This is a genomic window from Streptomyces sp. JNUCC 63, assembly GCF_054366325.1.
This window is the reverse complement of the sequence record NZ_CM135963.1, coordinates 4,385,012-4,404,226: the sequence shown is the minus strand read 5'-3', so window position 1 is coordinate 4,404,226 and position 19,215 is coordinate 4,385,012. Positions and strand designations below refer to the sequence as shown.

The 19,215-nt window shown below is 72.0% G+C and carries 14 protein-coding genes and 1 pseudogene; 5 read left to right on the top strand and 10 right to left on the bottom strand.

The window, feature by feature from the left end:
* Positions 1-16 precede the first annotated feature (16 nt).
* The 6 genes and pseudogenes from ACX25U_RS20340 to ACX25U_RS20315 form a co-directional block, all read right to left on the bottom strand.
* Positions 17-262 carry a Tn3 family transposase gene (locus ACX25U_RS20340; RefSeq protein WP_454394391.1) on the bottom strand — a complete coding sequence of 82 codons (246 nt, stop codon included), beginning with the start codon at positions 260-262 and terminating at the stop codon, positions 17-19.
* Positions 160-726 carry a Tn3 family transposase gene (locus ACX25U_RS20335; RefSeq protein ID WP_454394389.1) on the bottom strand — a complete coding sequence of 189 codons (567 nt, stop codon included), beginning with the start codon at positions 724-726 and terminating at the stop codon, positions 160-162. The genes ACX25U_RS20340 and ACX25U_RS20335 overlap by 103 nt, the downstream gene beginning before the upstream one ends.
* A 64-nt stretch (positions 727-790) precedes the next feature.
* Positions 791-3,235: pseudogene (locus ACX25U_RS20330) on the bottom strand (Tn3 family transposase); the annotation flags it as partial.
* Positions 3,236-3,387: 152 nt separating this feature from the next.
* Entirely contained in the window at positions 3,388-4,506 is a 1,119-nt protein-coding gene (locus ACX25U_RS20325) for an ADP-ribosylglycohydrolase family protein (protein WP_454382128.1), read from the bottom strand.
* Positions 4,507-4,609: 103 nt separating this feature from the next.
* A complete protein-coding gene (locus ACX25U_RS20320; RefSeq protein ID WP_454382127.1) occupies positions 4,610-5,176 on the bottom strand; it encodes a hypothetical protein in 567 nt (188 codons plus the stop codon).
* Positions 5,177-5,265: 89 nt separating this feature from the next.
* On the bottom strand, positions 5,266-7,851 hold the full coding sequence (locus ACX25U_RS20315) for a bifunctional FO biosynthesis protein CofGH (RefSeq protein WP_454382125.1): 2,586 nt from the start codon (positions 7,849-7,851) through the stop codon (positions 5,266-5,268).
* A 41-nt stretch (positions 7,852-7,892) separates the two neighbouring features.
* Here ACX25U_RS20315 and ACX25U_RS20310 point away from each other — a divergent pair, with 41 nt between their 5' ends.
* From ACX25U_RS20310 to ACX25U_RS20295, 4 genes are all read left to right on the top strand, one after another.
* On the top strand, positions 7,893-9,398 hold the full coding sequence (locus ACX25U_RS20310; protein ID WP_454394387.1) for a CehA/McbA family metallohydrolase: 1,506 nt from the start codon (positions 7,893-7,895) through the stop codon (positions 9,396-9,398).
* Between the two features lie 13 nt (positions 9,399-9,411).
* Positions 9,412-9,810 (top strand): nitroreductase/quinone reductase family protein, encoded by a 399-nt coding sequence (locus tag ACX25U_RS20305; RefSeq protein WP_454382123.1) that lies wholly within the window; start codon positions 9,412-9,414, stop codon positions 9,808-9,810.
* Positions 9,811-10,020: 210 nt separating this feature from the next.
* Positions 10,021-12,963, top strand: a complete 2,943-nt coding sequence (locus tag ACX25U_RS20300; protein ID WP_454382121.1) for a BTAD domain-containing putative transcriptional regulator — start codon at positions 10,021-10,023, stop codon at positions 12,961-12,963.
* A 211-nt stretch (positions 12,964-13,174) separates the two neighbouring features.
* The gene (locus ACX25U_RS20295; RefSeq protein WP_454382120.1) at positions 13,175-13,375 is read left to right on the top strand and encodes a hypothetical protein; all 201 of its coding nucleotides are present in this window, start codon (positions 13,175-13,177) and stop codon (positions 13,373-13,375) included.
* A gap of 99 nt (positions 13,376-13,474) precedes the next feature.
* On the opposite strand, the gene ACX25U_RS20290 is transcribed toward ACX25U_RS20295, so the two are convergent.
* The 3 genes from ACX25U_RS20290 to ACX25U_RS20280 form a co-directional block, all read right to left on the bottom strand.
* Positions 13,475-14,050, bottom strand: a complete 576-nt coding sequence (locus ACX25U_RS20290; RefSeq protein ID WP_454382119.1) for a hypothetical protein — start codon at positions 14,048-14,050, stop codon at positions 13,475-13,477.
* 194 nt (positions 14,051-14,244) lie between these two features.
* The gene (locus ACX25U_RS20285; protein ID WP_454394085.1) at positions 14,245-16,602 is read right to left on the bottom strand and encodes an outer membrane protein assembly factor BamB family protein; all 2,358 of its coding nucleotides are present in this window, start codon (positions 16,600-16,602) and stop codon (positions 14,245-14,247) included.
* 189 nt (positions 16,603-16,791) lie between these two features.
* A complete protein-coding gene (locus tag ACX25U_RS20280; RefSeq protein ID WP_454394083.1) occupies positions 16,792-17,517 on the bottom strand; it encodes a VOC family protein in 726 nt (241 codons plus the stop codon).
* A gap of 135 nt (positions 17,518-17,652) precedes the next feature.
* On the opposite strand from ACX25U_RS20280, the gene ACX25U_RS20275 reads away from it, so the two are divergent.
* Positions 17,653-18,288, top strand: coding sequence for a TetR family transcriptional regulator (locus ACX25U_RS20275; protein WP_454394081.1), 636 nt, complete (start codon positions 17,653-17,655; stop codon positions 18,286-18,288).
* 121 nt (positions 18,289-18,409) lie between these two features.
* Here ACX25U_RS20275 and ACX25U_RS20270 read toward each other — a convergent pair whose 3' ends face one another.
* On the bottom strand, positions 18,410-19,117 hold the full coding sequence (locus tag ACX25U_RS20270; protein ID WP_454394079.1) for a hypothetical protein: 708 nt from the start codon (positions 19,115-19,117) through the stop codon (positions 18,410-18,412).
* Positions 19,118-19,215: the final 98 nt, after the last annotated feature.

The following is a 19,215-nucleotide window of genomic DNA, read 5'->3' as shown; positions in this document are numbered from 1 at the left end:
ACGGTGGATTTTCGGTTCAGGCGGCCGGTGAGTAGCTCTCGCTCGTCGGGGCATCGCCTCTGAGTACCGTGAAGTCGACGTCCAGGCGCGGGTCGTACGCCTCGGGTTGGATGCCGAGCTCGTGGGTGGGGTACTCGCCGAACCGGTTGATGTGTTCGGTCAGGTACGGCGAGATCTGGGCCAGGTCCTTTGGCTCGATCTGCCAACCCTCCTCCAGCAGCTGCCGCACGATCTCCGCGATGTCCAGGGCGTTGTGGAAGATGACAGGTCGTTCGTGAGCAGAGCATTGAATTTCATCGCCTTCTCCTGCTCGACCGGGTCGTTGTCCGCGATGACCCCGCGGTTGCCGAACCCGATCCACTGGCAGAACCGGTTGAACGACTCCACCTTGTTCGTCGCCGCCGTCACCCGTCGGCGCAGCGGGGCGTCCGAGAGGTAGCGCAGCAGCTGCGCGGTGCGGATCACGCGGCCGACCTCGCGGAAGGCGGTGTAGGTGGCGTTCTTCCGCGAGCCCGAGCGCAGGCGCTTCAGCAGCGTGGAGGAGGAGATCGCCCCCTCCCGTACGGAGACGGCCACCCGCATCAGGTGCCGGAACTGGGATTCGATCAGGTCGAAGTCGATGACATGCTTGCCCGGCTCCCCGAACAGGGCGTCGATGTTCACGTACTCGCTCTGCCTGGACGGTCGGTAGAACGTGCAGTCCTTCCAGTTCCGGATGCGGGGCATCAGGTCGAAGCCCAGCAGGTGGGCGAGGGCGAACACCGGCTGCGACATGGCCCTGCGTATCGGCGTGCACCGTGGTCGGCTGCACCTCGGAGGTGTTCTTCAGCAGGCCCTCGATGATGTAGACGGCCTCCCACACCCCGCACGGGATGAAGTGCGTGAACAGCGCGACGTAGGTGTCGGAGATGTGGTGGTAGGCGATCCCGCCCGGCTTGCCGTACCGGACGCTCGTCTCGGCCAGCAGGTTGTCGAGGTAGATGTCCATGTGGGTGCCGTCGGCGGCCACGGCCGTGCCGTCGCCCCACGCCTGCGGGATGTCCAGGCGGGCGTGCGCGTTGACCAGGTCGGCGATCGCCTCGTTCAGCAGCACGATCGAGAAGTGTCGGTTCGCCACGTACGACAGCTCGTGCCCCGAGACTCCGGGGATGTGACGAGCGGCCTCGTACGGGCCCATGTTGGTGCCCTTGACGAAGGTGGTGATGACGTACCGGCCGAACGGGTCCTCCAGCTTCGGCTCGTTGCCGGACGCAGGGCCGAAGCGGCGCCACCATTCCACCCAGTACGCGGTGCGGGCCACGATCCCCATCAGCGAGCGTTCCGGCATCCGGGCCTTGATCTCCTGCTCCAGCCGCTTCGCCGACGGCCGCTGCCCCTCCGAGCGGTGCGGCTTCAGCGCCGGGATACCGGTCTCCGGGTCGATGACCAGGCCCTCGTTGTCCGGGTATCCGGCGTCCGCCGCCGCGGCGGCGCTGCGGAGCTTGTCCTCCAGCTGCCGGCGGAAGAACCGGGCGTCGAACTCGGCGGTCTCGCCCTCCTCGGCGAGGCCGACCTCCACCAGGTAGACCGCCAGCTTCTCCTGGACGACCTCCCACGCGAGCAGCTGCTCGGACCAGTCCGCGTACTCCTCCGAGCCGACCACCGCGACGTCGCCGGTGCGCAGTTCCTCCGCGAGGGCGGTGAACACCATCGCCTCGAAATGCTTGCGGACGAACTGCCCGGACCGGGTCTTGTCCGCCACGGCCCTGCGCCAGTTCTGCGTGGCGAAGGAGATGTCCACCTCCTTGCCCTCCTCGTCGAGGGCGGTGATGTACTCGCCGCGGGCGCTCTGGTGCCGTTGGGTGTGTGCGAGCGCGTCCAGCACCCGCCCGTCCTCGGATGTCGCGGTGAACTCCGGCTTCTCGGCCAGGTCGAACATCACCGCGTGGTCCCGGCCGATCTGCCCGTACAGCAGCACCTCCCAGAAGTTCCCGTGGTGGGCGGAGACCTTCTCGATCTGCTCGTACTGCTTCGCGAACCCGCCGAAGCCCTCCACGGCCCTGGTGACCGCTCCGAGCCCACCGGCCTGCACCACCAAGGCCTTCGCCATGGCGAGCACCGCCGGGGAGACCTTGCCGTCCAGCCGCTTGGCGACCTCCTCGGCCGACGCTTCCTCGTCCAGCCCGTCCAGGGCCTTCACTGCCTCGGCGGTCATGGCCGCGGCCTTCGCCAGGGCCCCCTGGGCGGGGCCGCCTTCGTCGATGTGCTTCAGCACGGTGCGGTAGTTCCCGATGAGGGCCTCGACCATCTCCTGCTGGCGCAGGCGGATCTCCTCCAGCTCGGCCTTGGCCTTCTTGATCTTCGTCGCCACCCGCTTGCAGAACATCGTCGCCAGGTCGTCGCGGACCCGCATCCTCGCCTTGTGCACCAGGCACGCGATCAGCGCGATGCGCTTGACAGGCGCGTAGTCCCGCAGCGCCGGGGCGTCCCCCGCGTCCGCCTCCCCGGCGAAGTCGGTGATCTTCCCCGAGGTGACGCCGTCCACCCAGACCGCGGTGTCGCCGAGCTCGTCCACCCACTCCAGGCGCTTGGTCAGACTCTTGAAGTGCGACCAGCTCGGCCCCTTGGCGGGCTTCTTCAGCCGGTAGAACAGCGTCGTGCCATCACTGTCGCGTTCCTCCAGCAGCCGCAGCAGCCCCGCCCGCTGAACGGCGCTCATCCGGTCGTGGATGCCCGCGCAGATCGAGGCGTTCACCTCGGTACGGATCTTCGAGGCCATCTTGTCGAAGGTGGAGAAGCCGGGCAGTTCCAGCCCGGCCTCCACCACCTTCTCCAGTGCGATGTTGATCAGGTCCGCCGGCCGGTTCTTCGCCGCGGCCTCCTCGCGGATCGACCGCTCCGCGATCCGCCGGGCCTCCGCCTGGTCGTACTTCACGCCGACCCGCTTGCGGACCAGCCCGCGGTGGTGCTTGGCGGTCCTCTCCGCCCGGTACACCGGCAAGGTGCCCTCCGGCAGTTCCACGTGACGCCGGACGAACTCCACCACCTGCTCCGGTACGTCTTCCAGCGCAGGGAAGCACCCCATGCGCTGGTACGACTTCAACATCAGCAGCAGGGCCAGCAGATGCTCGTCACCGTCCGTCGCCTCGGCCGCCCACTCCAACTCATCGCGAGTTGGCGAGAAGAACAGATGCAGCTCATGCGCGGTGATCAGCCGTTTGAACCGCGGGTACGCGGTCCGCTCGATCGAGGTCACAACCCACCTCGGCCCAAGACGACAACAACATCACCATCAACGACACTGAGCCGAACGGGTGACGGGTCAGGCCCTTCAGGGCTTCAAGATCATCTCATTGCCCCTTTGACGCGTATCTGGGTCACACCCCTCGTAGCGGCGCCCGGATACAGCTAGACCCCGCGGGGATACCTGGCCAGCCACCCCGGGGACGACCTGGTGGGCCCGTGCAGTGCGGGCCCCTGGGTCATCTCCATCGCGAAGTCGTCCGCCAGGACCAGCAGAGTGGGACGGCCCTCCAGCTCGGCCAGCCAGGCCGGCGGGAGGGCCGTCTCGCCGTACAGGGCCCCGAGCAGCCCGCCGGTGAGCGCACCGGCCGCGCCCGAGGGCCCGCTCTGGTTCACGGCCAGGCACAGCCCGTGCCGTACGTCCTCGCCGACGAGCGCGCAGTACACGGACGCGGCGAGCACCCCCTCCGCCGTCCCCTCCCCCGCCAGCTCCTCCACCCGCGCCGGGCCGGGCATACCCTGCCGCACCGCGCCGAGCGCGTGCTGCAGGGCGTCGGACACGGGCTGGTGCCCGGGCCGCGCGGCGAGCAGCGCCAGTGCCTTCTGCACGGCCCCGTCGAGACCCTCACCGCGGGCGAGGGCGTGCACGATCACGGCGTACGCGCCGGCGGCGAGACAGGCGGTGGGGTGCCCGTGGGTCTGCGCGGCGCACTCGACGGCGAGCTGTGCGACGAGCTGCGGCTCCCACCCGACGAGGAGCCCGAAGGGAGCCGACCGGACGGCTGCCTCGGGGCCGGCCTCGGCGGGGTTCTTCGGCGTGTCGAGGGTGCCCATGGTGTCGTCCCCGAACCCGATGAGCAGCGCGCGGGCAGGGTCCCGGCGGGCGTACAGCCACTCCTCCCGCGCCAGCCACCCGTCGTCCTTGCGCCGCTCGTCGGGCCCCCAGTCCCGCTGGGTGGCGGCCCACCGCAGGTACGCCCGGTGCAGATCGGTGGGCGGATGCCAGACCCCGGTGTCGCGCCGCACCTGCGCCCGGATCAGTCCGTCGACGGAGAAGAGCGTGAGCTGCGTGAAGTGGGTGACGGCCCCGCGCCGCCCGTGAGCGGGCGCGAGATCCACGATCCCCTCGCCCCCGTGGGCCTCCCGTATCCCCCCGAGATCGAGCCTGTCCACCGGCGCCCCGAGCGCATCCCCCACGGCCACCCCGAGCAACGTCCCCCGCACCCGGCTACGGAAGTCCTGCTGCTCGGCACGCCCCCAGACGGCACCGGACGTCGTACCCACCCAGACCTCCCCACGGCACCGTCCGTACGTACGACAGCTCGCCACTGTAATCGAACGGGAACGGTCTGTTCGGGAAGCGGCCGGAAGGGAGCGGCCGGTGACGCTACTCGACGACCACGACCCGCGTCCCTTTCGCGCCGAACGTCCACAGGGCGGCCCCGTCGTCCTTGCCCGTACGGATGCCGCCCGTCTTGGCGCCGGAGGCGGGGGGCGGGGGCGAGGAGCCGTCGACGGCGTTACTGAAGGCGATGAAGACGCCCGACTTGCCCGCGAAGTACATGATGTGCTCGATCTGTACGCCGTCCGAGCCGGTCGTCGCGGGGACGCGCCGGGAGATCGCGTAGGAGTCCGGGTCCGGGCTCACCGTGCCCGGCCACACCGGGAAGGTATGGGTGGGCTTGTCGCTCGCGTCGACCAGCCACACCCGCTTCTGGGCGAGGGCGTAGACGATCCGGCGGCCCGCCCCCGAGTCGGCCGGGACCGCCGGCGGGGCCGGGGGCTTCGGGGCGGCGGAGGGCTGGGCGCTCGCCGAGGGCGCGGGCCGGTGGTGGGCGGCCGAGGCCGTGGGGTGCGGGCCCTGGTCGGCCTGTACGGCGAGCACGACGACCGCCGCGACCGCTCCGGCGGTCAGTCCGCTGACCCAGGCCCACGAGGGTATTCGGGCAGGCATGGGCACGCATCTCCTCGGCTGCTACTCGGCCCCTCGGGCGGGGGTTGGATCATCGTACTGCGGGCGGTGTGGGTGACCGCCCGTACGGTTCAGTCCAGTACTGGCAGCAGTTCGGGCAGGTGGCCGTCCGAGGCCGCCGCCGCCCGCTGCCGTTCCTCCGGGACCTCGCCGTAGACGGTGGTGCGGGGCCTGGCCGGGCGGCCGGCCGCCTCCGCCACCGCGATCAGCTCCTTGACCGACCTGTACGAGCCGTAGGAGGAGCCGGCCATGCGGGAGATGGTCTCCTCCATGAGGGTGCCGCCGACGTCGTTGGCGCCGGAGCGGAGCATCTCGGCGGCGCCCTCGGTGCCCAGCTTGACCCAGCTGGTCTGGATGTTGGGGATGTGCGGGTGCAGCAGCAGGCGGGCCATCGCGGTGACCGCCCGGTTGTCGCGCGGGGTGGGGCCGGGGCGGGCGATGCCGGCCAGGTAGACCGGGGCGTTGGTGTGGATGAAGGGCAGGGTGACGAACTCGGTGAAGCCGCCGGTCTGCTGCTGGATGCGGGCCAGGGTGCGCAGGTGGCCGAGCCAGTGGCGGGGCTGGTCGACGTGGCCGTACATCATCGTCGAGGAGGAGCGGATGCCCAGCTCGTGCGCGGTGGTGACCACCTCGATCCAGGTGGCCGCGGGCAGCTTGCCCTTGGTCAGGATCCAGCGGACCTCGTCGTCGAGGATCTCGGCGGCGGTGCCGGGGATGGTGTCCAGGCCGGCCTCCTTCGCGGCCGTCAGCCAGTCGCGGATGGACAGGCCGGTGCGGGTGGCGCCGTTGACCACCTCCATCGGGGAGAAGGCGTGCACGTGCAGGCCCGGGACGCGCTCCTTCACCGCCCGGGCGATGTCGAAGTAGGCGGTGCCGGGCAGGTCCGGGTGGATGCCGCCCTGCATGCACACCTCCACCGCGCCCACCTGCCAGGCCTGCGCCGCGCGGTCGGCCACCTGCTGCAGGGACAGGGTGTAGGCGTCGGCGTCGGTGCGGCGCTGGGCGAAGGCGCAGAAGCGGCAGCCGGTGTAGCAGACGTTGGTGAAGTTGATGTTCCTCGTCACGATGTAGGTGACGTCGTCGCCGACGGCCGAGGTGCGCACGTCGTCCGCGACGCGGCACAGCGCGTCCAGCGCGGGGCCGTCGGCGTGCAGCAGCGCCAGGGCCTCGGCGTCGGTCAGGCGCGTGGGGTCGTCGGCGGCCGTGGCGAGGGCGGCGCGGACGTCGGTGTCGAGGCGCTCGGGTGCCATGCCGGGGGCGGCCGCCTCGCGCAGCGCTTCCCAGTCGCCGTAGACGGCGTCGAAGTCGTCGCGGCGGTCGGCGGTGCGGCCGGCGGTGTCGATGGTGGCGTGCAGGTCGGTGCGGCCGGTGGCGGCGAACGCCTCGTCCGGCTCCTGCCAGGGCCGGCCCTGAACGGTGGCGTCCGCGCGGGCCAGGCCGGTGGCCGGGTCGGCCAGGGCGCTCACGTGCGGCAGCAGCCGGGGGTCCAGCCAGGGCTCGCCGCGGCGCACGAACTCCGGGTAGACGCAGAGCCGTTCGCGCAGCTCGAAGCCGGCCGCCGCCGACTTCTCGGCCAGTTCCTCCAGCTGCGGCCAGGGCCGCTCGGGGTTGACGTGGTCGATGGTCAGCGGGGAGACGCCGCCCCAGTCGTCGATGCCGGCGCCGATGAGCCGTGCGTACTCGTCCTCGACCAGGTTCGGCGGGGCCTGCAGGCAGGCGGACGGGCCCATGACGTGCCGGGCCACGGCCACCGTGGCCACCAGCTCGTCCAGCTCGGCGTCCGGCATGGAGCGCATGGCCGTGTCCGGCTTGGCGCGGAAGTTCTGGATGATCAGCTCCTGGACGCCGTGGTAGGCGCGGGAGATCTTCCGCAGCGCGAACAGCGACTGGGCGCGCTCCTCGTACGTCTCGCCGATGCCGATCAGGATGCCGGAGGTGAAGGGCACCGAGGAGCGGCCGGCGTCCTGCAGCACCCGCAGCCGCACGGCCGGCTCCTTGTCCGGGGAGCCGTGGTGCGGACCGCCCGGCTCCGACCACAGCCGCTCGGCGGTGGTCTCCAGCATCATGCCCATGGACGGCGCCACCGGCTTCAGGCGCTGGAAGTCGGTCCAGGTCAACACGCCCGGGTTGAGGTGCGGCAGCAGGCCGGTCTCCTCCAGGATCCGGATGGAGATGGCGCGGACGTAGGCGATGGTGTCGTCGTAGCCGTGCGCGTCCAGCCACTCGCGCGCCTGCGGCCAGCGCTCCTCCGGCTTGTCGCCCAGGGTGATCAGCGCTTCCTTGCAGCCCAGCGCGGCGCCCTTGCGGGCGATGTCGAGGACCTCGTCGGGCGACAGGAACATCCCGTGCCCGGCGCGGCGCAGCCTGCCGGGCACGGTGGCGAACGTGCAGTAGTGGCACCGGTCCCGGCACAGCCGGGTCAGCGGAATGAACACGCTCTTGGAGTAGGTGATGACACCGGGCCGCCCGGCCGCCTGAAGCCCCGCGTCCCGCACCCGGGCCGCGGACGCGGCGAGGTCGTCGAGGTGCTCGCCCCGGGCCTGCAGCAGCACCGCCGCCTCGGCCACATCCAGGGCGACGCCGTCCCGGGCACGCTTCAGGGCACGACGCAGGGAGTTCTCGGTGGGGCCGGTTCCGGAGGCCGCGGAAGTCGTCATCCTCCGAGGATACGGGCGCGGTGATCTGGGCAAACAGGAGCATGGTGCGGCGGCCGAGGCGCGCTCTCGCCATGACGGGCGCCGACATGGCGCTTACGTTGGCAGGCGTGACCTTCGCGAGCGGCGCCGGGGCCGCGGACGGCGACCGGGAGACCCGGACGATCCGCGGCACCCTGCCCGTCGGCTCGCCGGACTACGTGTACGTCCCCGTCGAAGTCCCCTCCGGCGTACGGGAGATCAGGGTCGCGTACGCCTACGACAGGCCGTCCGTCCCGGTCGGCGTCCCCGGCAACGCGCTGGACATCGGCGTCTTCGACGAGCGCGGCACCGAGTTGGGCGGGCGGGGTTTCAGGGGCTGGTCGGGTGGGGCGCGGTCGGAGTTCTTCGTCCGTGCGGACGACGCCACGCCGGGGTACGTTCCGGGGCCGGTCGGCCCCGGTGTCTGGCACATCGCGCTCGGCCCGTACACGGTGGCCCCGCAGGGTCTGTCGTACGAGCTCACGGTCACGCTGACGTACGGGGCGCCGGGGACGGTCGTACCGCCGGTGTACCCGCCGCGGCGGGCGAAGGGGCGCGGGCGGGACTGGTACCGGGGGGACTGCCACATCCACTCCTGGCACTCCGACGGCCGCCGCACCCCCGCCGGGATCGCGGCGCAGGCCAGGGCGGCCGGGCTGGACTTCATCAACAGCTCCGAGCACAACACCCACGCCTCGCACCCGCACTGGGCGGACCTGGCCGGCGACGACCTGCTGATCATGCTGGGCGAGGAGGTCACGACCAGGAACGGCCATGTCCTGGCCCTGGGGACCGAGCCCGGCACCTTCGTCGACTGGCGCTACCGGGCGCGCGACGACCGCTGGGCCGGGTTCGCCCGGGACATCCGCCGGGCCGGCGGACTTGTCGTACCGGCCCATCCGCACGCCACCTGCGTCGGCTGCGGATGGAAGTTCGGCTTCGGCGAGGCGGACGCCGTGGAGGTCTGGAACGGCCCCTTCACGCCGGACGACGAGGTGGCGCTGGCCGAGTGGGACAACACGCTGGTGACATCGGTGCGGGAAGGCCACGGCAGGTGGCTGCCGGCGATGGGCAACAGCGACGCCCACCGGCCGCCGGACGCGGTGGGCACGCCCCAGACGGTCGTCCTGGCCGACGACCTGACCCGCGAGGCCGTCCTGGCGGGCATCCGCGCGGGCCGCTCCTACGTGGCCGAGGCCGGCCACGTCTCGCTCACCTTCACCGCCACCGGCGGCCGGGGCGTGCGGGCGGGCATCGGCGAGCGGCTGCACGTGGACCGGGACACCCCCGTGACCGTCCGCCTGGAGGCCTCCGGCGTCCCCCGCTGCACGGTCCGCTTCGTGACCGACCAGGGCGTACTGCTGGCCGGCGATCCCCTGCCGGTCGCCGGCTCGGGAGTCGTCGAGTGGCGTACGACACCGGCCCACGCGTCCTACGTACGGGCCGAGGTGCGCCACGAGACGGCGGTGGGCCCCCTGCCGGGGGTGATGGCGGCGTTCACCAACCCGATCTTCCTGGGACACGAGTGACATACTTGCCGGTATGTCCCGCTGTGCCGACCTCAAGCACCGGGCCGTCACGACGTTCCAGCGGCGCGTCGCCAACCCCGTCCTGCGCCGACTGCCGCTCCAGACGGTCCTGGAGACCACGGGCCGCACCTCCGGCCTGCCCCGCCGTACCCCGGTGGGCGGCCGCCGCGTCGGCGACTCCTTCTGGCTGGTCTCGGAGTTCGGCGAACGTTCCCAGTACGTCCGCAACATCCGTGCCGACCCCGAGGTCCGGGTGCGCATCCGTGGCCGTTGGTACGAGGGGACCGCGCATCTCCTCCCCGACGACGACCCCGTCGCCCGCCTGCGTGACCTGCCCCGGCTGAACAGTGCCGCGGTACGGGCGTTGGGGACGGATCTGCTGACGGTACGGGTGGCCCTGAAGCAACGCTGAGGCAGGCCCACCCGGTGGCGCGCAGGGACCCGGCGATCGCCTCGGGTGCCCTACCGTGCCCGCAGAGAGCGTGCGGAGAGGATGTGTGGACCTTGTGACGCGGGATGCGCGGGCCTGTGATCGCCGCCTCCGGGAGCTGACGCATCTGCCATGAACAAGGCAAACTGGCCTCTCGGTTGTGAACGGTTCGGCAGGGGCCAGGGGGCAGCGATGGACGGTGTACCGCGAGTACCGGAGCAGCGGGGTCCCGAGCAATCGGCGACGCTGCGCTTCGGCGTACTCGGACCGGTGCGCGCCTGGCGCGGGGAGGAGTCGCTGGCCACCGGCTCCCCGCAGCAACGTGCCCTGCTGGCCGCGCTGTTGCTGCGCGAGGGCCGTACCGCGACCGCGGCCGAGCTGATCGACGCCCTGTGGGGCGAGGAGCCGCCGTCGCGGGCGCTGGCGGCGGTACGGACGTACGCCTCCCGGCTGCGGAAGGTCCTGGGCACCGGGGTGCTGGTCAGCGAGTCGGGCGGGTACGCCGTACGGGGGCTGGGCGAGGGCGCGCTGGACCTGGCGGTGGCACAGGAGTCGGCGGCTCGGGCCGAAAAGGCCCGGTCGGCCGGGGACCTGTGCCAGGCTCGTGAGGTGCTGGGGCGGGCGCTCGCCCTGTGGGACGGGGAGGCACTGGCCGGGGTGCCGGGCCCGTACGCGGAGGCGCAGCGCGTCCGCCTGGAGGAGTGGCGGCTCCAACTCCTCGAGTCCCGGCTGGACATGGACCTCGAACAGGGCTGCCACGCGGAGGCGGTCTCGGAACTGACGGCGCTGACGGCGGCGCACCCGCTGCGGGAGCGTCTGCGCGAACTGCTGATGCTGGCGCTGTACCGCAGCGGCCGGCAGGCCGAGGCGCTGGCGGTGTACGCCGACACCAGGCGCCTGCTGGCGGACGAACTGGGTGTGGATCCCCGCCCCGAGCTGCGTGAACTGCAACAGCGCATCCTCCAGGCCGACCCGGCCCTCGCCGAACCGTCCTCCCCGGTGGCCGAACCGGCGGCGACGCCCGTCCGTCCTGCCCAACTCCCGGCGACCGTACCCGACTTCACGGGACGGGCGTCCTTCGTGACCGAGCTGGGCGAGGTGCTGTCCTCCGCCGAGGGCCGGGTGATGGCCGTATCGGCGGTGGCCGGAATCGGCGGCGTGGGCAAGACGACGCTGGCCGTCCACGTGGCCCACCGGGCGCGGGCCGCCTTCCCGGACGGCCAGCTGTACGTCGACCTGCAGGGCACCGGACCGAGGGCGGCCGAGCCCGAGACGGTCCTCGGTTCCTTCCTCCGCGCCCTGGGCACGGCGGACGCGTCCGTCCCCGACTCGCTGGAGGAGCGGGCGGCGCTGTACCGCTCGGTCCTGGACGGCCGCCGGGTCCTGGTCCTGCTGGACAACGCGCGGGACGCGGCCCAGGTGAGGCCGTTGCTGCCGGGCACGGAAGGCTGCGCGGCGCTGGTGACGTCCCGGGTGCGGATGGTGGACCTGGCCGGTGCGCACCTGGTGGACCTGGACGTGATGAGCCCGGAGGAGGCCCTGCAGCTCTTCACGAGGATCGTGGGCGAGGAGCGGGTGGCGAGCGAGCGCGAGGCGGCGCTCGACGTGGTGGCGGCCTGCGGCTTCCTCCCCCTGGCCATCCGCATCGCGGCGTCCCGGCTGGCCGCCCGCCGCACGTGGACGGTCTCGGTCCTGGCGGCGAAACTCGCGGACGAGCGAAGGCGGTTGGACGAACTCCAGGCGGGCGACCTGGCGGTCAAGGCCACCTTCGAACTGGGCTACGGCCAACTGGAGCCGGCCCAGGCCCGCGCCTTCCGCCTGCTGGGCCTGGCCGACGGCCCGGACATCTCCCTGGCGGCGGCAGCGGCCGTACTGGACCTCCCGGTGGACGACACGGAGGACCTGCTGGAGTCCCTGGTCGACACCTCCCTCCTGGAATCCGCGGCCCCCGGCCGCTACCGCTTCCACGACCTGGTCCGTCTCTACGCGCGTGCGTGCGCGGAGAGGGACGAACACCCGCCGACAGAGCGGAAGGCGGCGATGTCGCGGTTGCTGGACTTCTATCTGGCGACGGCGGCGGGGGTTTACGCGATCGAGCGGCCGGGGGATCGGCTGGTGGATCATCTCGAGCCGACGAGAACGCCTGGCCTGACGTTCGCGAACCGGCAGGATGCGTGGGACTGGCTCTACTCCGAGGCCGTACCGCTCCTGGCCTGCGCACGGCAGTCGACCGGGGAAGGAACACTGCGGCGCGCGATCGACCTCCTGTGGGCGTCCGTGGACTTGGCGGAGTCCGGCGCCAACTCCAAGGAGTACGAGGCGGTCGCCACAGCGCTGCGAGACGCGGCCCAGGCCGCCGGTGACGTGCGCGCCGAAGGACGGGCCTTCGTGGTGCTGAGCAACGCGCGCCTGTTCTCGGGAGTGTTCGACCGGGCGTACCGCGAGGCCCGCAATGCCTGCCGACTCGCCGCTGCGGCCGACGACCCGCTGCCCTCCTGCTGGGCAGCGAACATTCTCGGAAGCATCGCGTTCTACCAGAACCGCCACGCGGACGCCGAGGACAACTTCAGCCAGGCCATCGAGAAGTTCCGTGGTTGCGGTGACCTCGCGGGATCGGCGAGCCCACTGTGCAACCTGTCGCGCCTGCACCTCGCCACAGGGCGAGCGGACACCGCCGTCGTCCTCGCCCGTCAGGGCACGGACATCTATCAGAGGTTGGGACACACCCTGCGGGGAGCGAACGGGCGCTACGCCCTCGGCATGGCGCTCGGCAAGACCGGGCAGCACGACGACGCCACCGCACAGCTCGAGGAGGCGCTGCGGGTCTTCCGCGACAGCCGTCAGCGGCTGTGGGAGGGGATGACGCTCTGCCGCCTCGCCGAGGTGGATCTTGAGGCGCGCAAGCCCGCACGGGCGGCGAGCAACGCCGAGATGGCACTCACGGTGCTGCGCGGTATCGGGGGCGAATGGCGCCGCGGTCACGTGCTCACCGTGCTGGGCAAGGCTCTCAACGGCATCGGTCATTCCGGCAGGGCGCAGGTCTGCTGGCGGGAAGCCCTGGAGATCTACGAGAAGCTGGGCTCGCCGGAGGCCACCGAAGTGAGCCGGCTCCTCACCCCGATCGCGGCAGCCTGAAGGGCGGCCGGGGCGTTCATCGTTCGTTTATCGCGTCACGGCATCCTTCTTGTTGTCGATCCGTCGCGTCGGGGGGCAGACGGACCGCCGGTGAGAGCCGTCACACCCACGGTTTAGGGTGGGCGGCCCGAGTGGCCCACCCGGCCACCCACGGGGGAGTGACCGGGTGGGCTCTCGCAGTTCCACGGATCCGCCAAGGGGAGGAAGCGCCATGAGCAACACCGAGAAGGACCCGATCGTCAAGCCGGACAACACCCACGTCACCGACGCGCCGGCGGGCGACGACGTCAAGCCGCTGAACACGCACGTGACCAGCAGCCCGATCAAGCCGCTGAACACGCACGTCACCGACGTCGACGAGGGCGGCGAGACCACCCCGGACAACACCCACGTGACGTCCGAGCCCAGCTAGAGCCGTCTCCCGCGGGGGATCGGCCGCGGCGGCACCGAGGGGGAGCCGCCGCGGCCGGCTCATGCTCGGCGCGGACCGCGTCGGCGGACACCGCCTCCGTCAGGGCCCGGCGCCGGCCTGCCGGTCCGCCCGGCAGTGGTCGACCGTGAACAAGCAGCGCCTGCCGAGGGACACTCGGGCGGCCGCCTTGCCGTTCGCGGGCACGGAGGTCTCCGCGGCGGAGTCCTTCGGGAGGAGGGTCCCCGAGTCGTCGTAGGAGGTGACCCGGGCCTGAAACCCGGCTTCGCGGTTGTTCGGGTTCGTGATCCCGACCGTCGCGTACGGCGTCTTCCCGGTCGCGCAGCTCAGCAGTCCCACCGTCGCGTTCTCCAGGTCCGGCTCACTCGTGCCGGAACCGCTGCCGCTGCCGTCGCTGCCGTGGCCGTCGTCGGTGTCGTCGTACCGGTTCCGGTACGAACCGGAGCCGCCGTACGAGTCGTCCTGGTCGTCGTCCTTGTACGCACCGCCCCCGGACGAGGACGACGAACTGTCGTGGTCCTGACCGGAGCTGCCGCAGCCTCCGCCGCCACCGTGGTGGCCGTGCCCGTGACCCCGCCCGGTGGTGAACCCCGTCAGGCAGAGGACCACCGCCGCCGACACCGTCGCGAACCTGAGTGTGCGTCCCCGTGATTGCATGCCGTGACCCCGGTGACTCGCCTGCCACGGTCATGCCACTGAATGGCGGCCATCACGTACACGTCGTAGCGTCTTGCGTGCGAGCGGTGACAAGGGTGCCGCTCACCTGGACCGACGGCCGCCGTCCGAGGCCCCTTCCGTGTATCCGGTACGACGGCCGTCACCAGACTGCCCCGAGAGCGCCCTGCCGCCGGTCAGGCGGTCCGCGCCGTCCCCGTCCCCTTCTCCGCGTCCAGCGCGTACACGCACCGGTCCTTGCTGCACGCGTACACGACCCCGTCCCTGACCACCGGCGAGCCGGTGATCTCGCCGCCGGTGGCGAGCTTCCAGCGGAGCCGGCCGTCGTCGGCCTTGAGGGTGTAGAGGAGGTGGTCGGTGGAGCCGAAGTGGATACGGCCCTCGGCGACCGCCGGGGAGCCGACGATCTCGCCGCCCGCCTGGAAGCGCCACTTGGGCGTGCCGGTGACCGCGTCCAGGGTGTAGAGGCCGTTGCCGCTGCCGACGTGGACGTGCCCGGCGGCGACCAGCACGGGGTCGATCCCGGAGCGGGACTCGGTGGCGATGCGCCAGCGGTCGCGGCCGTCGGTGGCGTCCAGGGCGTAGACGGTGCCGAGGTAGTCGGCCAGGTACACCCCGCCGCCGGTCACCGCGGGACCCGGTGCGAAGGCCGGCGGGGAGAGGAAGACCGCCGGGGCCTCGAAGTGCCAGCGGACATGGCCGCCGGCGACGTCGACGGCGATGACGCGGGTGCCGGCCGAGACGTAGACGCAACCGTCGGGCGCCGGGGTGATACGGAGCGGCACGCCGCCGCAGGAGGCCGCGTCGCCGATGGGGTAGGACCAGCGCTCCTCGCCGGTGCGGGCCTCCAGGGCGCGCAGGCGGGCGTCCTGCCAGACGTACACCGTGCCGTCGTGGACGGCGGGGCCGGACTCGGGGGACTCGAAGTCGGTCTGGCAGCCGGTGATCTCCCACAACTTCTGGCCGCCGGCGGCCTCCCAGGCCTGGACGCCGCCGCCGCGGGTGCCGGTGACGACCGTGCCGCGGTCGGCCTTGAGGGAGTACACCCAGGCGTCGGTCTGCAGCCGCCACAGGTCGGCGCCCTCACGGGCGTCCAGGGCGAACAGGGTGGGCCCGTCGGAGGCGTGGACACGGCCGTCGGCGACCGCCATCGACCAGGCCACGTCCCGGGTCTTGAAACGGCGCCGGCCGGTGGCCACGTCGAGGGCGTGCACCTCGAAGGAGGTGACGTAGACGAGGTCGTCGGCGACGGACGGGGTCCCCCAGACGTCGTTGGACATGCGGAAGCGCCAGGGGCGCCAGCCGTTCGCGGTCTCCGGGTGCGCGGGCGGCGCGGCCGGTACGGCGGGGTCGGCGCCGTTGACGCCGGGGCGCGGCCTGGACCAGGCGGCGGCCAGGCCCGCCTCCGGCGGGGGTGCCTTGACGGCGGCGGCGCGGGCGTCGGCGACGAGCGGCCCGGGGCCGATCGGCACCTGGGCGCCGGCCAGGCGCACGGGACCGGAGTCGGGGGCGCCGACCGGGGCGGGCAGGGGCGGCGCCGGGAACGCGGGATCGTGCGAGGGCAGGGGCGGGGGCGGGGGCAGTGCAGGGGCCAGGCCGCCGCTGCGGGGGCCGGGCGCGACGGGCTGGGCGGCCGGGCGGCCGCCGCGGCGGGACTCGATGAGGCCGACGGCCGGCTCGGGCAGCCAGGCGGAGGCCGTACCGCTGTCGTCGGAGCCGGAGCCGAACAGATGAGGGGCGAGCTGGGCCTGCAGGTCGGCGGGGTTGGGCCGGGCGGTGGCGTCCATCTGCATGCAGGACTCGATCAGCGGACGCAGCTCGTCCGGGAGTCCTTCCAGGTCGGGGCCCTCGCGCAGCAGCATGAAGACGGTCTCGACGGGGTTGGCGCCGTGGAAGGGCGGGTGCCCGGTGGCGGCGAAGACCAGCATGGAGCCCAGCGAGAACACGTCGCTGGCGCCGGTCACGCTGCGGGAGTCCTTGGCCTGCTCCGGGGACATGTAGGCGGGGGTGCCGACGGCGACGTTCGTCATGGTCAGACGGGTGTTCGAAACACCGGAGGCGATACCGAAGTCGATCACCCGCGGCCCGTCCTCGACGACGAGCACGTTGGACGGCTTCAGATCGCGGTGGACCAGCCCGGCGCCGTGGATGGACTGCAGCGCCTCGGCGACGCCCGCCGCGAGCCAGCGCACCGCCTGGGCCGGGAGCGGACCGCACTCGGTCACTATCTCCTCGAGGGAGGGCGCGGGAACGTAGGCGGTGGCCAGCCACGGCACGGCGGCGCGCGGATCGGCGTCGACGACCGCGGCCGTGTAGAAGCCGGAGACCGCCCGGGCCGCCTCCACCTCGCGCGTGAAACGGACCCGGAACAGCTGGTCCTCGGCCAGCTCGGTCCGGACCGTCTTGATCGCCACGCGCCGGCCGGACGCCGAGCGCGCGAGATAGACCAGCCCCATGCCGCCGGCGCCCAGCCGTCCCAGCACCTCGAACGGCCCGATCCGCCGCGGATCGTGCTGCGTCAGCTGATCCACCACTTGCCTGCCACCTCCCCGTACGAGCCGCGCCACCCACATATGTACGCGACCGAAGTGCAGCGTCTCACCACCGCACCGCCGCGGCGGCACACACCCCGATTCTTCCTGCCCGGCGCACAGGTTGCGAACCCGGCGACGAAACGGGATGCCTCGGCGAAAACCCTCCTCTTTCCTATCAGGAGGTGGATTTCACCTCTGCAGTACGGCGAAGGACGCCCCCTGATTGTCGACGACGACGGCCACGTTTCCGTACGACGTCCCGAAGGGCGGCACCTGCACCCGTCCGCCGAGCCGGCCGACCGCGCCGAGGGCGGCCCCGACGTCCTCCACACGGAAGTGGACGAGGAAGTGCGGCGGCATCTCGGCCGGGAAGACCTCGGAGACGGCGGCGCGGCCGAAGTCGGGCTCGGCGTCCGGGCCGAAGAGGGCGTCGTGGAAGAGTCCGCCGTAGAAGGCGTTGGCGACCTCGGTGTCGCGGGCGTACAACTGGGCCCAGACGAAGGTGCCCGCCTCGTGGCGCCGGCCGAAGCCGGGGTGGCTGCCCGGCTGCCACAGCCCGAAGACGGCACCCTCGGGATCGGCGGCGAGGGCGGCCGTGCCCAGGTCGTCGACCCGGGCGGGAGGCGTGACGATCTGCCCGCCCCCGGACCTGATCCGCGCGGCCAGCGCCGGGGCGTCGGGGGTGGCGAAATACACGGTCCACACGGTGGGCATACGGCCGTCCGTCTTCGGCGCGAGCGCGGCGACGGGCTCCCCCTCCAGCCGGGCCGGTACGAACCTGTCGTGCGCCCCCTCGTCGAAACTCCAACCGAAGAGCTCGCCGTAGAAACGCTTGCCCGCCTCAAGATCGGGAAGTTGCGCGTCCACCCAGCAGGGGACGCCCTCTGTATACGCGGATGCCCTGTTTTCGGCCATGCCGCCAAATTACTCCGGGCCGCGTGCACCCCGCCCACCAGGCACACCAGCCGCTCCGGCCCCCTGCACCCCATTTGCAGTCGGCCAAATCGCGCTCCGATCACCCGTCGGTAAGCTGACGACATGACAGGACAAGTGCGTACCGTCGACGGCCGCGTGGCCGGTCGACGTGGGCAGGAGACCCGGCAGAAGCTGCTCGACTGCCTCAGCGAGATGCTCAACTCGTCACCGTACCGGGACGTCAAAGTCATCGATGTCGCCCGGAAGGCGGGGACCTCTCCCGCGACTTTCTATCAGTATTTTCCGGACGTCGAGGGCGCCGTCCTGGAAATCGCCGAAGAAATGGCGGCCGAAGGCGCCGGATTGGCCGGACTGCTCGAGGGCCGCTCCTGGGTGGGCAAGGCCGGCTGGCAGACGGCGCAGGAACTCGTCGACGGATTTCTGGAGTTCTGGCGCAAGCACGACGCGATTCTGCGCGTGGTCGATCTCGGGGCCGCCGAGGGGGACAAACGTTTTTACAAGATCCGTATGAAGATCCTGAACTCCGTGAACAACTCCCTGGCGGACTCCGTAGCCGAACTCCAGTCCAAAGGCAGGGTCGACAAGGACGTGAACCCGGCCGCGATCGCCGGTTCGCTGGTCACCATGCTCGCGGCGGTCGCCTCGCACCAGAAGGGCTTCTCCTCCTGGGGCGTGAAGCAGCCCGAACTCAGGCCGAACCTGGCGCTGTTGGTGTACCTGGGCATCACCGGCAGGAAGCCGACGAGATAGCCCGCACCCCGGTCTCGGATTCTTCTTACGCACCAAGCCCTGTCAGGCAGGCGGCGGTCCACCCGTGTGGACCGCCGCCTGTTGCGTTGTGGGGCACTCCGCCGGCCGAAGATCGTCGGGTCTAGAGATCGTCGAGCCAGATCACGATTCCCGTCAGGTCGTGGAGCACGGCCGCGGCGCCCGCCCTGATGGCGGCCGCGCAACGCCCGGTGGTGAACGAGGCGGGGTCGTACGTGGAGGACATACCGAGCCCTTCGCCACGGAACGAGGCGCCGGACCAGTCGACCGCCGTCACGTTGTGGGTGGGTTCGGCCAGCTCGGCGCCGACGACGAGGAACCGCTGCGACAGGTGGCTCGCCGTGACCACCGCGAGGGGGTCGACGAGGTCGTTGCCCGCGCTGACGATGAGGTCCGGGCCCATGTCGAGGGCTCTGGTGATGCTGGGGACGAGATCGGGCGGGCCGTCGGCGACCACTGTCCTGAGGTCGACGTGTTCGCTCGCGGCCCACTCCTCCACAGCTCTCACCAGGGCCTTGGTCGGGTGGTCGTCACCCGCGGTGAGCAGCACCACGCGGTAGCCCTTCGGCGGGCGCACCCCGTTCCAGGAGCCGGGCCGCGGCGTGATGGTCGCCTCCGGGGTGGGCGGAGCGGAGGGGTCGACGAACCCCGCGTCGAGCGCGCCGACGGCGGTGGGCTCGGCGCGCGGCCGTGACCAGTCGTCGCCGGAGCTGCAACCGGTGACCAGCGCGGCGACCGTGGCCAGCGCGGCGACCGTGGCCAGCGCGGCGACCGTGGCCAGCGTGGCGACGGCCCGAAACGGGGGGCGCAAGGCGATCGTCCTCCGAGTGGTGGTGGGTGGTGCACCCACATCCTGCTATCCCGTCCACCGCGGTTTCTCCCCCGCGAGTGCCCTTTGAACGCCCGAGG

Coding starts and splice junctions, on each gene's coding strand:
- ACX25U_RS20305 (WP_454382123.1), top strand. CDS start 9,412: ATGTCCCGCTGTGCCGACCTCAAGCACCGGGCCGTCACGACGTTCCAG.
- ACX25U_RS20320 (WP_454382127.1), bottom strand. CDS start 5,176: ATGCCTGCCCGAATACCCTCGTGGGCCTGGGTCAGCGGACTGACCGCC.
- ACX25U_RS20280 (WP_454394083.1), bottom strand. CDS start 17,517: ATGGCCGAAAACAGGGCATCCGCGTATACAGAGGGCGTCCCCTGCTGG.
- ACX25U_RS20300 (WP_454382121.1), top strand. CDS start 10,021: ATGGACGGTGTACCGCGAGTACCGGAGCAGCGGGGTCCCGAGCAATCG.
- ACX25U_RS20290 (WP_454382119.1), bottom strand. CDS start 14,050: ATGCAATCACGGGGACGCACACTCAGGTTCGCGACGGTGTCGGCGGCG.
- ACX25U_RS20310 (WP_454394387.1), top strand. CDS start 7,893: ATGGTGCGGCGGCCGAGGCGCGCTCTCGCCATGACGGGCGCCGACATG.
- ACX25U_RS20295 (WP_454382120.1), top strand. CDS start 13,175: ATGAGCAACACCGAGAAGGACCCGATCGTCAAGCCGGACAACACCCAC.
- ACX25U_RS20315 (WP_454382125.1), bottom strand. CDS start 7,851: ATGACGACTTCCGCGGCCTCCGGAACCGGCCCCACCGAGAACTCCCTG.
- ACX25U_RS20335 (WP_454394389.1), bottom strand. CDS start 726: ATGCCCCGCATCCGGAACTGGAAGGACTGCACGTTCTACCGACCGTCC.